The sequence below is a fragment of the Alistipes putredinis DSM 17216 genome (genome assembly GCF_000154465.1).
In the GTDB taxonomy this organism is placed as follows: Bacteria; Bacteroidota; Bacteroidia; order Bacteroidales; family Rikenellaceae; genus Alistipes; species Alistipes putredinis.
In genome coordinates this window covers 844330-859582 of the sequence record NZ_DS499577.1, presented here as the reverse complement: position 1 = coordinate 859582, position 15253 = coordinate 844330, and the positions used below count along the sequence as shown (strand labels likewise).

The 15253-nt window shown below is 59.3% G+C and carries 11 protein-coding genes, 2 tRNA genes and 1 pseudogene; all 14 read left to right on the top strand.

Annotation, left to right across the window (positions count from 1 at the left end; translation table 11 throughout):
* The first annotated feature begins 111 nt into the window (after positions 1-111).
* The 14 genes and pseudogenes from ALIPUT_RS04070 (at position 112) to ALIPUT_RS04005 (ending at position 15217) form a co-directional block, all read left to right on the top strand.
* A tRNA-Asn gene (locus tag ALIPUT_RS04070) sits at positions 112-185 on the top strand.
* A gap of 23 nt (positions 186-208) precedes the next feature.
* Positions 209-286, top strand: a tRNA-Val gene (locus ALIPUT_RS04065).
* Positions 287-609: 323 nt separating this feature from the next.
* Positions 610-954: a translation initiation factor gene (locus ALIPUT_RS04060; RefSeq protein WP_004328453.1), complete on the top strand. Its 345-nt coding sequence runs from the start codon at positions 610-612 to the stop codon at positions 952-954.
* Entirely contained in the window at positions 951-3920 is a 2970-nt protein-coding gene (locus ALIPUT_RS04055) for a BamA/TamA family outer membrane protein (RefSeq protein WP_004328452.1), read from the top strand. The genes ALIPUT_RS04060 and ALIPUT_RS04055 overlap by 4 nt, the downstream gene beginning before the upstream one ends.
* Before the next feature lie 331 nt (positions 3921-4251).
* Positions 4252-6657: a transglycosylase domain-containing protein gene (locus ALIPUT_RS04050; RefSeq protein ID WP_004328451.1), complete on the top strand. Its 2406-nt coding sequence runs from the start codon at positions 4252-4254 to the stop codon at positions 6655-6657.
* Between the two features lie 28 nt (positions 6658-6685).
* Positions 6686-7690, top strand: coding sequence for an aspartate-semialdehyde dehydrogenase (locus ALIPUT_RS04045; RefSeq protein WP_004328450.1), 1005 nt, complete (start codon positions 6686-6688; stop codon positions 7688-7690).
* Positions 7691-7867: 177 nt separating this feature from the next.
* Positions 7868-8683: an outer membrane protein assembly factor BamD gene (locus tag ALIPUT_RS04040; RefSeq protein ID WP_004328448.1), complete on the top strand. Its 816-nt coding sequence runs from the start codon at positions 7868-7870 to the stop codon at positions 8681-8683.
* A gap of 4 nt (positions 8684-8687) precedes the next feature.
* Entirely contained in the window at positions 8688-9008 is a 321-nt protein-coding gene (locus tag ALIPUT_RS04035) for a DNA-directed RNA polymerase subunit omega (RefSeq protein ID WP_004328447.1), read from the top strand.
* Between the two features lie 10 nt (positions 9009-9018).
* Positions 9019-10215 (top strand): bifunctional phosphopantothenoylcysteine decarboxylase/phosphopantothenate--cysteine ligase CoaBC, encoded by a 1197-nt coding sequence (gene coaBC / locus ALIPUT_RS04030; RefSeq protein ID WP_004328446.1) that lies wholly within the window; start codon positions 9019-9021, stop codon positions 10213-10215.
* 2 nt (positions 10216-10217) lie between these two features.
* Positions 10218-11861 (top strand): DNA repair protein RecN, encoded by a 1644-nt coding sequence (recN, locus tag ALIPUT_RS04025; protein ID WP_004328445.1) that lies wholly within the window; start codon positions 10218-10220, stop codon positions 11859-11861.
* 23 nt (positions 11862-11884) lie between these two features.
* A complete protein-coding gene (locus ALIPUT_RS04020; RefSeq protein ID WP_004328444.1) occupies positions 11885-12577 on the top strand; it encodes an Mpv17/PMP22 family protein in 693 nt (230 codons plus the stop codon).
* Positions 12578-12770: 193 nt separating this feature from the next.
* Positions 12771-13025, top strand: a pseudogene (locus ALIPUT_RS04015) (DNA repair protein RecN); the annotation flags it as partial.
* Between the two features lie 371 nt (positions 13026-13396).
* The gene (locus ALIPUT_RS12075) at positions 13397-13885 is read left to right on the top strand and encodes an RNA polymerase sigma factor (protein WP_004328441.1); all 489 of its coding nucleotides are present in this window, start codon (positions 13397-13399) and stop codon (positions 13883-13885) included.
* 12 nt (positions 13886-13897) lie between these two features.
* Entirely contained in the window at positions 13898-15217 is a 1320-nt protein-coding gene (locus tag ALIPUT_RS04005) for a zf-HC2 domain-containing protein (RefSeq protein ID WP_004328440.1), read from the top strand.
* Positions 15218-15253: the final 36 nt, after the last annotated feature.

Genomic DNA, 15253 nt, shown 5'->3' with positions numbered 1-15253 from the left:
TTCGTAAAGATACGAGGTTTTTGCAAAAAAAACGGGACAAATTTTGCAGGAATAAAAAAATGCTATATATTTGCACTCCGAAAACAGGGGTAAACCCGGGTTTTCGAAAAAGCCTGAATAGCTCAGTTGGTTAGAGCACATGACTGTTAATCATGGGGTCCTAGGTTCAAGTCCTTGTTCAGGCGCTTAAGAAGGCTTCTTGCCTTTCGGGAGCTTAGCTCAGCTGGTTCAGAGCGTCTGCCTTACAAGCAGAGGGTCGGGGGTTCGAATCCCTCAGCTCCCACCAAGTTCTGCAAACGGAGCTACCTGAAAAATTGAAAACCGTGTATCAACAAGATAGACGGTTTTTTCATTTTATCCGTGCACCGGCGGCAATAAGCGCAAACTCCTTAACAGTCGCCGAAATATGATTGAAAGAGTTTTTTCTGCGCCCACCCAATCACCCCGACATTCCGGACGATCGATACGGCGACACCTAAAACAAACGGCGCCCGTCCTGACTCAAATAAATTTGGCGCAGCCCCCGGCTTACACTATATTTGCAAAAATATTTCGTTGCAAAAGTGCCAGCTTTTCCGGCAAAAAGAACAACGACCGCATATTTCACACATGACGAACGACTGGAAAGCGAGATTGGGAATGGTCTATTCGACCAACCCGAATTTCAAATACGACACCGAGGAGGCTCCGCAGATCGAAACCCTCGCCCCCGAACGACAGGACCTGCGCGTCTGGCTCGACCGCAAGCAGCGGGGCGGCAAGACCGTCACGCTCGTCAAAGGTTTCGTCGGCTCGGATGCCGACCTGGGGGAACTGGCCCGCCTGCTCAAAACCCGCTGCGGCGTGGGCGGGGCAGCCAAGGACGGCGAAATCATCATCCAGGGCGACCACCGCGACCGGGTGGTCGAAATCCTCGCCAAAGCGGGTTACAAATGCAAAAAGGCCGGCGGATGACCCGGCCTGCTCCCATGCGCCGTTTCGCAGCGATTCTGTTCCTGCTGGGATTCCTCTTCATCGGAGGAAAATCCGTTCGCGCCCAATACTATTCGTGGGGTGCGGATGCGGCTGCGCTGCGCTGGAAACACCTGCGCACCGAGGACGTACGGGTCGTCTTTCCCGACACGGCATCGGCGCTGGCGCACCGAACCCTGTATTATATCCAGGCGGTACGCCCCACGATTACACACGGTTTCAGCCACCCGCCGCTGAAAATCCCTTTCGTGCTGCATACCGAAAATTTCCAGTCCAACGGTCTGGTGATGTGGATGCCCAAACGCATCGAATTTCTCACCACGCCCTCCGTCGATAGCTACTCGATGCCCTGGGTCAAGCAGCTCGTAGCCCACGAATACCGCCACGCCGTTCAGTACAACAACCTCAACCGGGGGTTGATCCGCATCCTGAGTTACCTGATCGGGCAGCAAGGATCGACCGTCGGACTGCTTTTCATGCCCCTCTGGGCGCTCGAAGGCGATGCGGTGATGAACGAAACCGAGATGTCCTCCTACGGCCGGGGCCGCCAGCCGCGCTTCACCATCGAATATCGTGCCCTGGGTTACGAGGTGCTCCGCAGGCGCAACTGCGACAAGTGGTTCTGCGGCTCCTTCCGCGATTTCGTTCCCGACCACTACCAAATGGGCTATCAGATGGTCGCCTACGGCTACGACCGCTATGGGGACGGAATCTGGGACAAGACCCTGCGCTACGGCGTCCGCAACGCCTACATGCTGACCTTCAGCACCAGCGTCGCCTTGCGCAAATTCTACGGCACGGGCGAGGGCATCCTCTTCCGGGACGCCTTCGCCGACCTGAACCGTTTCTGGGATTCGCTGCCGAAGGTCACGGATTCGGGCCGTACCCTCACGCCGCTGCCGGAGAAAAACTACACCACCTATACTCATCCCGTGTCCCTGAACGACACGACGCTCGTAGCGCTGAAAACGGACTTCGACCGCCCTTCGCGGCTCGTTGCGGTCGATTCCCGAACGGGACGCGAGAGGCGGCGCACCTGGACAGGACTCGTCTCGAGCCGCCCCACAACCGACGGACAACGGGTCTGGTGGACCGAATACCGGCGTTCGCTGCTCTTCCCCGAGCGGGTCAATTCCCGGCTCGTCGTCCTCGCCCCCGGAAAAAAACGCCCCCGCAACGCACCGAAACTGCGCAATGTCCTCTACCCGACCCCGATCGGGCGAAGCGGCGCCCTGGCCTGGGTGGAATATACGCCCGACGGACACTACACGATCGTCGCCGAAGATTCACTGCGGCAGCGCACCGCCTGGCCCATGCCGGGCTTCTCCGAAGTGCACGGACTGGCCTGGGACAATGCGACCGAACGGCTCTACACGCTCGTCACCGACAATTCGGGCATGTGGATCGGCCGGATCGAACCCGGCGAGGGCTTGCAGGCTGTCACCCGAGGCGCCTACATCACGCTGAGCGACCTGCGGGCCGCCGACGGCAAGCTCTACTACGGCTCGATCGCCTCGGGCCGCGATGAAGCCCACTGCTTCGACCTCGGCGAAGGGCGCGAATACCGTCTTTCGACTTCGACCTACGGCAGCTTCGCCCCGGCTCCCGCCGACAGCGGAGCCGTCTGGACGACCACCTACGACCGAAAGGGCTACCGCATCACCCGTCAGGAAAACATCGAACCGATTCCGGTCGCCCCGTCGCAACTGCCCGTCGATCTGGTCAATCCGCCCCGCCGCCGCTGGAACGTGGTCAATCTCGACACGGTACGCTATACCCCCGCCGACTCGGCCTCCCTGCACCGCAAATATCCGGCACGCCGCTACCGCAAGGGATTGCACCTGCTCCGGGCGCACAGCTGGGCCCCCGTATCGTTCGACCCGTTCAAGACCATCGAAGAGTTCAACCCCCGGCTCATGTGGGGCGCCACCGTTCTCTCCCAAAATCTGCTGTCGAGCACCGAAGCCTTCGCATCGTGGGGCTGGAGCCGGTCCGACGGCCATGTGCTGAAAGGTACGATCCGGTATAGCGGCCTCGGCGTACGACTGGAAGCCCGGGCCACCTACGGCGGCGACCGCATGACCTACGGCATCGCCCAGCGGGGTGCCGACGGCAAGGCCGAGCGCCAACCGGCCCCGGCTCATGCCAAATATTGGTCGGCGGCGGCCGGCGCCACACTGCCCCTCTATTTCGACCGGGGGCGTCATATCCGACAGCTCTCGCTCTCGGCGGGCTGGGAGTATTCGAACGGAATGGTGGCCGACGTGGATGCGATCCGTTACGACGCAGAGGGACGCATCGCCAACCTGCAAACGCTCGGCTACCGCGAAGGACTCCACAAACTCTCGCTGGGCATCGGCTTCTCGGACGTGGTGCGCGCCGCCTACCGCGACGTCGGGACCCCTTGGGGTTATACGCTCTGGGCCGGGTACGACCTCAACCCCGAAAACCGCAACTTCAGCGACCTCGTATCGGCCTACGCCCGGATCTACACCCCCGGGTTCTTCCGCCACAACTCCCTCTCCGTAGCGGCGGCCTACCAAACCTCCGTCGGCGGCTACCGCTTCCCGTCGGGTCTGCGATTCCTCGGCTACAAATCGACCCGGCTGCTGCCCCGGGGCTTCTCCTCGTCCGACATTTCGAGCAATAATTACCTGGCCGGCTCCGTTGATTATCAGTTCCCGCTCTGTTATCCCGAAGGTGGAATTTCGGGCGTGATCTACTTCAAACGCATCCGGCTGAACGTCGGGGCCGACTACGCTCGGTTCCAGGAGTTCGGCAGCCGGGGCAAAACATGGCGCGACATTTACTCGTACGGCGGCGACCTGCTTCTGGACCTCAACATCCTGCGTATGTCGGCAGCCGCCACAGCGACCGTAAAGCTCTCGCTCTACAAGCCCAGCGAGGGGAGCTGCTGGTTCGGCTTCGGCCTGGAGCTGCCGTTCTGATCCGTCCGGGCGGCAGAACCGATAAAATCAGCAAGCGACCCGCAGAAAACCGGAACGTATAATCCGAGATTTTTCATACCTTTGCGAAAGCGAATGCTTTCATTTAGACAGGCTTCGCCGAGGCATAACCGAATAAATTTGTCCTTGCCCTCGGCTTGCGCCATCTTTCCAGAAGATGGGAAGCGCCTCGGAAAACTGGGAACAAGCTCCCGTTTTCTCTCGGCTTTCACTATCTTTGCAGAAGATAGGAGGCGGTTCGGCAATTTTCGAGAACAAGTTCTCACAATTGCCCTCACCTTTCACTATCTTTGCGGCATATTGAATTGAACCGATGAAAAAACAGACCCCGCATAAACCGCTGCCCAAATCCGTCAAATGGCTCTGGGGCATCGTATTCGCCCCTTTCGCACTCTTGCTGCTCCTGCTGTTGCTCACGGCCGCCGGCCTGTTCGGGCGGCTGCCGTCGTTCGAGGAGCTGGAGAACCCCAAGAGCAACCTGGCCACCGAGATTCTCTCTTCGGACGGCAAGGTACTGGGCACGTTCTTCGTGCAGAACCGCTCCTACGTACAGTACGACGAACTCTTCCCGCTCGACTCCGCCCAGCTGCTCCGGCTCGACGGATACGACGTGCCGCCGATCATCGCGGCCCTGGTCTCGACCGAGGACGTTCGTTACCGGGGACACTCGGGCATCGACCTGATGTCGCTGGTACGCGTAGGCGTCAAGACCGTCCTGATGCAGAACACCTCGCAGGGCGGCGGCAGTACGATCACCCAGCAATTAGCCAAAAACCTCTTTCCCCGCGACATCAACGAGAACCGGGGCAAGATCGCCCGCACGACCAAGCTGGTCGTATCCAAACTCAAGGAGTGGATCACGGCCCTGAAACTCGAATACAACTACACCAAGGAGGAGATCGCCGCCATGTACCTGAATACCGTGGAGTTCGGCTCGAACGCCTACGGCATCAAATCGGCGGCCCACACCTTCTTCAACAAGGAACCCCACGAACTCAACATCCAGGAAGCCGCCCTGCTGGCGGGACTGGTCAAGGGTCCCACGATGTATTCCCCCCGCCGTAACCCGGAAAATGCCCTCGCACGCCGTAACCTGGTGCTCGACCGCATGGCATCGGCAGGCGCCATCACACGCCACCAGCGGGATTCGATCGCGGCCCTGCCGATCCTGCTCAACTACAAGCCGGTCTCGCACAACGAAGGCCCGGCGACCTATTTCCGGGAGATGCTCCGCCTGACGATGAACGCCGAACGGCCCAAGCGCCGCCAGTTCCAGAACGACTGGGACTACGAACAGGCGGTCAAGGAGTACGACGAAAATCCGATCTACGGCTGGTGCCTGAAGAATACCAAAGCCGACGGCACGCCCTACGACATCTACCGCGACGGTCTGAAGATCTACACCACGATCGACTCCCGGATGCAGGAATACGCCGAGCAGGCCATTCAAAAGCAGATGGAGTCGGTGATCCAGCCCCAGATGGACGCACAGTTCAAACGCACCAAAACGCTCTTCATCGACGCAGACAGACAGGAGCGTGAGCGCATCATGCGCAACGCGATCCGTTACTCGGACCGCTACTACCAGATGCAAAAGGCAGGCGTGGACGAAAAGACCATCCTGGCGAGCTTCGACAAGCCCTGTCCGATGAAGATCTTCACCTACAAGGGAGAACGCGACACGGTACTCACGCCCCGGGACTCGATCCTCCACCACAAGCGGATCATGCGCGCCTCGTTCGTGGCGATGGATCCCCGCTCAGGATACGTGAAGGCCTACGTGGGCGGTCCCAACTTCCGCTACTTCAAATACGACATGGCCAAGCAGGGCAAGCGGCAGATCGGATCGACGATCAAACCCTTCGTCTATACCTTCGCCATCGACCACCTGGGACTGAGTCCCTGCACGCCCGTACCGAACCTGCCGGTGACGATCGAAACCGCCAACGGGGTACCCTGGTCGCCCAAGGAGGCCGGCAAGGTCGAACAGAACGGCGAGCTGCACCCCCTGAGCTGGGGCCTGGCCCGCAGCCGCAACAACTATTCGGCGTGGATCATGAAACAGGCCAAGCAGCCGCAGGCCGTGGCCAACTTCATTCACAACATGGGCATCCACAGCTACATCGATCCTGTGCCTGCGCTCTGCCTGGGAACCTCGGAATCCAACGTCTATGAAATGGTGAGCGCCTTCTCGACCTTCGCCAACGAAGGCGTCTATACCACTCCGATCTTCGTCACCCGCATCGAAGACCGTCAGGGCAACCTGATCGCCAGCTTCGCCCCCCGGACGCAGGATGCGATCAGCGAACACACGGCCTACACGATGCTCACGATGCTCGAAGGAGTGATCCGTTCGGGTACGGGCGGACGCCTGGGATGGGCCTACAACATGCAGAATGTCGAAGTCGGCGGCAAGACGGGGACCTCGCAGAAGAACCGCGACGCATGGTTCATGTGCGTCCTTCCCAAACTGGTAGCCGGCTGCTGGGTCGGCGGCGAGGATCAGGCAGTGCGCCTGGTATCGCGCGGCGAAGGCAGCGTAATCGCCCTACCGATCGTGGGCGAATTCCTCAACCGGATTTACGCCGACCCTTCGACGGGTATCAGCAAGCAGGATCTCTTCACGCGTCCGGCCGTCATGCCGGTTTACGATTGCGACGAAACCGAGAAAACGGACGACAGTGCAACCCGGTACGAAGAAGACGAATTTTTTGAGTAATACAACCTATAACACCTTTGAGAAAGCCATGAAATTAGCCATTGTCGGGGCCAGCGGAGCCGTTGGCCAGGAATTTATGAACATTCTGGAAGAGAGCCGTCTGCCCATCGACGAATTGCTGCTTTTCGGTTCGGAGCGGAGCGCCGGACGCAAATACCCCTTCCGGGGCAAGGAACTCACCGTACGGCTGCTCGCCCACAACGACGACTTCTGCGGCGTGGACATCGCGCTGGTATCGGCGGGCGGCTCCACCTCGAAGGAGTTCGCCGAAACGATCACCAAGCACGGCACGCTGATGATCGACAATTCGAGCGCTTTCCGCATGGACGAAGACGTTCCCCTGGTGGTTCCCGAAGTAAACCCCGAAGACGCCCTGAACGCCCCCCGGCGTATTATCGCCAACCCCAACTGCACGACGATTCAAATGGTCGTGGCACTCAACGCGCTCGAAAAACTCTCGCACATCCGCCGCGTGCACGTAGCCACCTACCAGTCGGCCAGCGGCGCCGGCGCACAGGGGATGGCCGAACTGGAAGAGCAGCACGCGGCTCTGGCAAAAGGCGGCGAACCCCGTGTGGAAAAATTTGCGTATCAACTGGCTTACAACCTGATACCTCATATCGACGTCTTCACCGACAACGACTACACCAAGGAGGAGATGAAAATGTACCACGAAACCCGCAAGATCATGCACTCGGACATCGTGGTTTCCGCGACCTGCGTGCGCGTACCCGTGATGCGGGCCCACTCGGAAAGCATCTGGGTGGAAACGGAGCGCCCGATTTCGCCCGAAGAGGCACGCGACGCCTTCGCGTCGGCCCCGGGTGTCGTGCTGCAGGACGCTCCGGGCGACAAGGTCTATCCGATGCCGCTGTTCGCTGCCGGTCGGAACCCGGTGTACGTGGGTCGCATCCGACGCGACCTCACCTCGCCCAACGGCCTCACGTTCTGGTGCGTCGGCGATCAGATCCGCAAGGGTGCCGCACTGAACGCGGTGCAGATCGCCGAATGGCTCATCGCACACCGCGCCTGACGGAACAACCGGAAAATCACGGCGGGACCCCGATTCGTCCCGCCGTTGTTTTTCCGCAAAAAACCGTCGGCATAGCATCGATTCCGCAGCGCCCACACTAAAAAATTTGGGATTTCGTTAAATAAAGAGTAACTTTGTGCGATTATCGCCGGATAATTACGGAAAAACCTGATCCCGATGAGAAAAGAAAGGCTATATGTCTTGTGCACAGTGTGCTTTGCGATCCTCGCTGCGGGCTGCAATAGCGTACAGCAGGTTCTGAAAAGCGGTCGGCCCGACCACATGTACCAAACCGCTCTGAAACATTACCAGAACCAGAAGTGGTCGAAAGCCGCGATGCTGTTCGAAGCGGCCGCACCGTACTACTCCGGAACGATGCAGGAGGACAGTATCGCCTTCATGACCGCTTTCTGCAAGTTCAAGACCCGCGACTACGAGGTAGCCACGTCGATGCTCGACGATTTCCGCCGCAAATTCGGACGCAGCGTTTTCCTCGAAGATGCCGAAGGAATTCTCGCCTTGAGTTACTTCTACCTGGCACCGGGCCCCACCCGCGACCAAACGATGACCACACAGGCTATCGTGGCGGTCAATGAATACCTGGCCCACTACCCCAACAGCTCCCGCAGCGACGAATTCCGCGAGATGGACAAGATCCTGACCCAGCGGCTGCACGACAAAACTTACCTGAACGCTTACACATACTATAAAATCGGACGTTACAAATCGGCGATCGTAGCTCTCAAGAACGCGCTGAAGCTCTATCCCACCAGCTCCCACCGCGAAGAGATCATGTACCTGATCGTCAAATCCGGCAGCAAGCTGGCCGACAACTCCGTGCAGGACAAGCAGGCAGACCGCTACCTCTCGACGCTCGACTCCTATTACTCGTTCGTGGCCGAATTTCCCGAATCGCACTACCTCAAGGAGCTCGACCGGCTGGCCCAGAACGCCAAAGACTTTTTAGACCGAAACAACAAAGAAAAACAATAATTCCATGGAGATCAAGAAAAGCACTCCCACCAACACCGTAACCCGTAAACTGGTCGATCTGGATAAGGAAACCGGCAATATTTACGAAACGGTCAATATCATCGCACGCCGCGCCAACCAGATTTCGACCGAACTGAAAGCCGAACTCACGCGCAAGCTGGCGGATTTTTCGTCGCCGACGGACACGATGGAGGAAACTTTCGAAAACCGCGAGCAGATCGAGATCTCGCGTTACTACGAACGTCTGCCCAAACCGGTGCTGATCGCCACCGAGGAGTTCCTCGACGGCGAACTCTTCTACAAGGAGAACAAACCGCAAGCCTAAACATCGCGGTATGAGCCTCGAAGGACGACATATCCTGCTCGGCATCACAGGCAGCATCGCCGCCTACAAAGCGGCCATACTCTGCCGCCTGCTCAAAGGCGCAGGCGCCGAGGTGAAAGTCGTAATGACTCCGCTGGCCAAGCAGTTCATCACTCCGCTGACCATGGCGACGCTCTCGAAGCATCCCATCCTGGTCGAATTCTTCAATCCGGAAAACGGGGAGTGGAACTCCCACGTCTCGCTCGGCGAGTGGGCGGACTGCCTGCTCATCGCCCCCGCGACGGCCAATACGCTGGGCAAGATGGCACACGGCATCGCCGACAACCTGCTGCTGACGACCTACCTTTCGGCCCGCTGCCCGGTAGCGGTCGCCCCGGCGATGGACCTGGACATGTTCGCGCATTCGGCCACACAGGAGAATCTGCGGATTCTGCGCAGCCGAGGCGTACGGATCGTCGAACCGGCCGAAGGGGAGCTGGCGAGCGGACTTTCGGGCAAGGGACGCATGGCCGAACCGACCGACATCGTCGCATTCGTCGAAGCCCTTCTTTCCGAAAAAAAAAAGAGCCTGCGAGGTAAACGGCTGATCGTTACCGCAGGCGCAACCATCGAAGCCATCGATCCGGTGCGGTTCATCTCGAACCACTCGACGGGCAAGATGGGGTATGCCATCGCCGAAGCGCTCGCCCGGCGGGGCGCCGAAGTCGTACTCATCAGCGGCCGCACGTCGCTGCCCACCCCGACCGGAGTTCGACGTATCGATGTCCTCTCGGCACAGGAGATGTACGAGGCTTCGGTGAGGGAGTTCGCCACAGCCGACGGAGCCGTCATGTGCGCCGCCGTCGCGGACTATACTCCCGAAGAGGTCGCCCCGACCAAACTCAAGAAAGGGGACGGCGAGCTGACGATCCGCCTCAAACGCACGCACGACATCGCAGCCGAGCTGGGAGCGCACAAAGCGGGTCGGATCCTGGTCGGCTTCGCCCTCGAAACCGATCACGAAGAGGCCAATGCCGAAGGGAAACTCCAACGCAAAAACTTCGATTTCATCGTTCTGAACTCACTGCGCGACGCCGGGGCCGGATTCGGCGTCGATACCAACAAGGTGACGCTCATCGACCGCGCAGGACGCGAGGAGCTTCCTCTGCTCTCGAAAGCCGAAACGGCCGAGAAGATCGCCGACAAAATCGAATCCATTCTGAAATAGCCATGCTACGTCGTCTGAAAGTCGAAAACTACGCCCTGATCGACCGGCTCGAACTGGAGCTGGACGACCGGCTGAACATCATCACGGGCGAAACCGGCGCCGGAAAGTCGATCCTGCTCGGCGCGCTGGGCCTCCTGCTGGGGAACAAGAACGACAACGCCACCCTGAAAGACGACAAACGTAATTGCCTGATCGAAGGCGTTTTCGATCTCGGAACAAGGGACCTGCAGGCATTCTTCGACCGAAACGACCTGGATTACAGCCGCGAAACGACACTCACGCGCCAGATCACCCCGGCCGGCAAGAGCCGCTCGTTCATCAACGACACTCCCGTTCCCCTTGCGTTGCTGCGCGAACTGGGATCGCAACTGATCGACATCCACTCCCAACACCAGAATCTGATCCTGGGATCAGAGGCTTTCCGCACGCAGGCCGTCGATACGGTCGCCGAAAACCACGACCTGCGGATGCAATATACGACCCTCTACGAACGGCTCTGCCACCTGCGCCGTGAACTCGCACGGCTGCGCGAAGAGGCCGAAGCCGGACGCAAGGACGAAGAGTGGCTCCGCTACCAGGTCGAAGAACTCGCAGCGGCCCACCTGAAGGAAGGAGAACAAACCGAACTGGAACAGGAGCTGGAGGTTCTTTCGAACGCCGACCGCATCAGCGAAACCCTCACGGCGCTGCGCAATGCCCTGGACGACGAACAAATCGGGGTGTTGGTACAACTCAAGGCCAGCGAAACGGCCTGCCGCCACCTCGAAGCCGGCTATCCTTTCGCAGCGGAAGCCGCCGGACGGCTCCGCTCCGTGCTCGAAGAGCTGAAGGATCTCGGCGCCTCGGCCGCCGCACAGAGCGAACGGCTCGACGCCGATCCCGAACGGCTGCAAAAAATCGGCGACCGACTCAACACCATCTACTCGCTCTGCCAGAAACACCGTGCTGCGGATCTCGGCGAACTCCTCGCCAAACAGACCGATTACGAAGCACGCCTGCAAGCGATCACGCACGGCGACGAAGCCATCGCCGCCGTTGCGACCGAACTGACCGCCACCGAAGAGAAGGCCGAAGAGCTGGCCCGGAACATCCACGCCACCCGCGAAAAGGCCGCACCGACGTTCAACGATGCGATTCAGACGACCCTCGCACGGCTCGGCATGCCCGAAGCCCGTTTCGTCGTACAGCTCACCCCCGCACCGGCCTTGACCCCCACGGGTGACGACGAAATAGATTTTCTGTTCACAGCCAACGGAAATTTCGCTCCTCAAAAAGTGGAACGCATCGCCTCAGGCGGTGAAATTTCACGCGTAATGCTGGCTCTCAAAGCGTTGCTCGCTCACCGCATGGAGCTGCCGACGATCATCTTCGACGAGATAGACACGGGCGTTTCAGGCCGCATCGCCGACGCCATGGGCGAGATCATCGCCGACCTCTCGCAGACCATGCAGGTCGTGGACATCACCCACCTGCCGCAGGTCGCTTCGAAAGGCGACACTCACTTCGTGGTTTACAAAGACGCCGAAGGATCCCATATCCGCCGCCTCGACCCGGAGGAGCGGATTACCGAAATCGCCAAAATGCTATCGGGCAGCCAAATCACGGAAGCCGCACTCGCACAGGCTCGTATCCTGCTCAAACCATAAGCACCCGTCACACAAAAGAATCCATGAAACTTAAAGACCTCGCATTCATCGGAGCCGTCGTACTGCTGCTCGCTCCCTTCTTCCTTTCGAACGATCTCTACGCAGCCTACCTGGCCTGCAATGCATCTCACCCCTACCTGATGGCCCTGCTCAAATTCGGCATCCTATCGACTGCCGGCGAGGTGATCGGGTTGCGCATCAAGACCGGTCGCTACAACGAGCCGGGATTCGGTATCCTGCCCCGCGCCGTGGTGTGGGGCTTCCTGGGCGTCTGGATCGCCGCTATGATGAAGACGCTATCGATCGGCGTGCCGGCCGTGGCGGAGAGTTTCGGCATCGAGGGGGTAGCCGCAGCCATGAAGGGAGAGCTGACCCCGCTGAAATTCATCGGCGCACTGCTCATCAGCCTCACCATGAACACCACCTTCGCCCCCGTATTCATGACCCTGCACAAGATCACCGACACGCACATCCTGAACAACGGCGGTTCGCTGCGGGCTCTCGTCCGCCCGATTCCCATGCGGCGGATCATCTCGTCGCTCAACTGGGAGGTGCAGTGGGGATTCGTATTCAAGAAGACAATCCCGTTCTTCTGGATTCCCGCCCACACGATCACCTTCCTGCTCGCCCCCCAATACCAGGTGCTGTTCGCGGCGTTGCTCGGGGTGATGCTCGGCATCCTGCTCTCGGTGGCAGCCGTCGCCGGCCGCAAATAGGCTTACCCGCCCTGTGCGAACCACAAAGGGGCAAAAACTTACTTGCGAAAAAACGGCCTGCCCCCTTTTGCGGGGGATAAAACGAAATGTATGGAAGGAGAGTAGCGAGATAAATAGCCGATATATATCAAAGGGTTATAAGTACAACACCCCCGAACACGCTGCGAAGCCGAATGTTGCTTCGACGTTGCATTCAGGCCGCATCGCCGACACCATGGGCGAAATCATCGCCGACCTCTCGCAGACCATGCAGGTCGTGGACATCACCCATCTGCCGCAGGTCGCTTCGAAGGGCGACACTCACTTCGTGGTTTACAAAGACGCCGAAGGATCCCATATCCGCCGCCTCGACCCGGAGGAGCGGATTACCGAAATCGCCAAAATGCTATCGGGCAGCCAAATCACGGAAGCCGCACTCGCACAGGCTCGTATCCTGCTGGACAAATAACAGATACGTCGGCACACGATCATTTTCACGAATCGAACGATCCGACCGCCGCTATTCCCGGTCTGTCAATACCTTTACAAGGCTGATTTTCTCTCACGCAAGAGAGTACGAACTTTACCGACCTGCAGAGCCGGGCAATGGATTTCCCGTCGAAACCTACAGTGCAGGCATTTCGCCATCGGAAATCCTTCCGTAACGGGTTGCCATATCCTTTATGGAAATTCCCGTTCCGCAAAATCCGCAGCAAACCCTTCCATCCGACGCCGGCAAACAAAAATATATCGGCATACGCCGTTTTTTTACGCTTCGGTTAAATCTTTTTCGCAGCGGGTACGTCTTATGAATAGACGCGTCGTTAAAACAGACAGAATATGCAAGAAACGAAACTGAAACTCCTCGAGCGGATCGTCGATCGGCGACAGGATTCCCTTTACCGCTTCGCCTATTTCCGCACGGGATCGCAGGCCGATGCGGAAGACATCGTGCAGGACGTCCTGCTGCGGCTCTTCCACTCGGATTGCAACCTCGACCGCATCGACGACGTGGAGCGCTACCTCTGGCGGGCGATCGCCAACCGCTGCTGCGACTACCACCGCCACCGGCGCAATGCGACGCTGCCGACCGAACGGGCCGCCGCACTTGCGGACGACTCCGGCGATCAGGAACTCCGCGAAGAATACGAACGAATCGCCGGGCTGCTCGCAACCCTCCCGGAAGAACAGGCCGAAGTGATCCGCCTGAAAACCTCCGACTCCCTGACTTTCGCCCGGATCGCCGAGCTCACCGGCAGCACCGAGGCGACCGTCAAATCCCGTTTCCGTTACGGGATCGGCAAGCTCCGCAAACTCATAAACCACTAAAAATCATCCGCCATGAAATGCACCGATTTTGAAAACCGAATCGAACTGCTGTTCGATGACAATACCCCCGCAGAGGTTCGCCGCGAAATGTTGGAACATCTCGAAACATGTCCCGCCTGCGCCGAATTCTACCGCCAAACGAAAGCAGCCTTCAACACCGTCGCTCCCCGCGTCGAAGTGCAGGCTCCGGCCGGTCTGAAAGCCCGCATTCTGAAAACCGCCGCACAAGCCGAAAATACGCCGGCAACCGCACGAACGACCGCTCCGGCACGGCCTCGGCAATTGTGGCTCCGGCCGCTGTCCGCGACGTTGAGCGCCGCAGCCCTCATCGCCCTCGTACTGCTCGTCTTCGATCCCGTCGGCCGCTACCGGGCCCACGCCGCAGGACGTATCTTCCGCGATGCTGCCGCTCAACTCGACAAAAGCCGTTCGTTCCGCCTCGAAATGAATGTCCGCACTCTTCCCCAGGAAAATTTCAGCTACATCGATGCCGAAGTCCCCTTTGTTCCCCACCGTATGTGGGTGGAACCGGGTTCAGGCCGCTGGCGGCTGGAAAAAGCAGGACGGATCGCCCTGAGCGACGGGGAACGGATCCTGATGTGGAGTCCTGAGATAAACTCGGGCTTCATCATGCGTCCCGGTAGCGGCGCAATCGAAGATTTCGCCACCCTGCTCGACCCCTACACCCTGCTGCTGCGGGAAGAGCTCAACTTCGCCGAGCGCCGGAACGCAAGTTACAGCAAGCAAGTCGGACCGGAAACGATCACGCTGACCGTCGAAGCACCGGCCGAAGGGGATTTCAGCAACGACTACCTGTCGGGGACCTCGATCGACGAATCCGACACCCGGCGCGAATACCGCTTCGATCGGACGACCGGACGGCTTATCGGGCTGAAAATCGAGCAGACCGACGGGAAAACGCCCGTAACCATCGCCGAATTGCAACGCATCGTTTACGACATACCGTTGTCCGATACCCTCTTTCGGGCTTACGACGGCATCGAATGGATCGACCTCACCAAACCGGTCGGCGGCGTACACTTCGCAGCCATCGCACCGGAAGAGGCGGCCCGCACACTCTTCGCCGCCATGCAGACGTGGGATACGGAAATACTCGCCGAAGGACTCGTTTTCTATCCGCTCGACCTTATGAAGGAACGATATGCAGGCTGCCGCCTCCTCGAAACCCAGCCGGCCTTCCGTTCGGGACAGTACGCGGGAGTATTCGTTCCCTGCCGAGTGAAAATGTCCGACGGCCGCATCGAAAAAATAGTGCTCGCTCTGCGCAATGACAACCCCACCGGTTCGTGGGTGGCCGACGGCGGCCTCTGACGCTCCCGGAAATAAAAAGTTCCACATTCCCTCCGT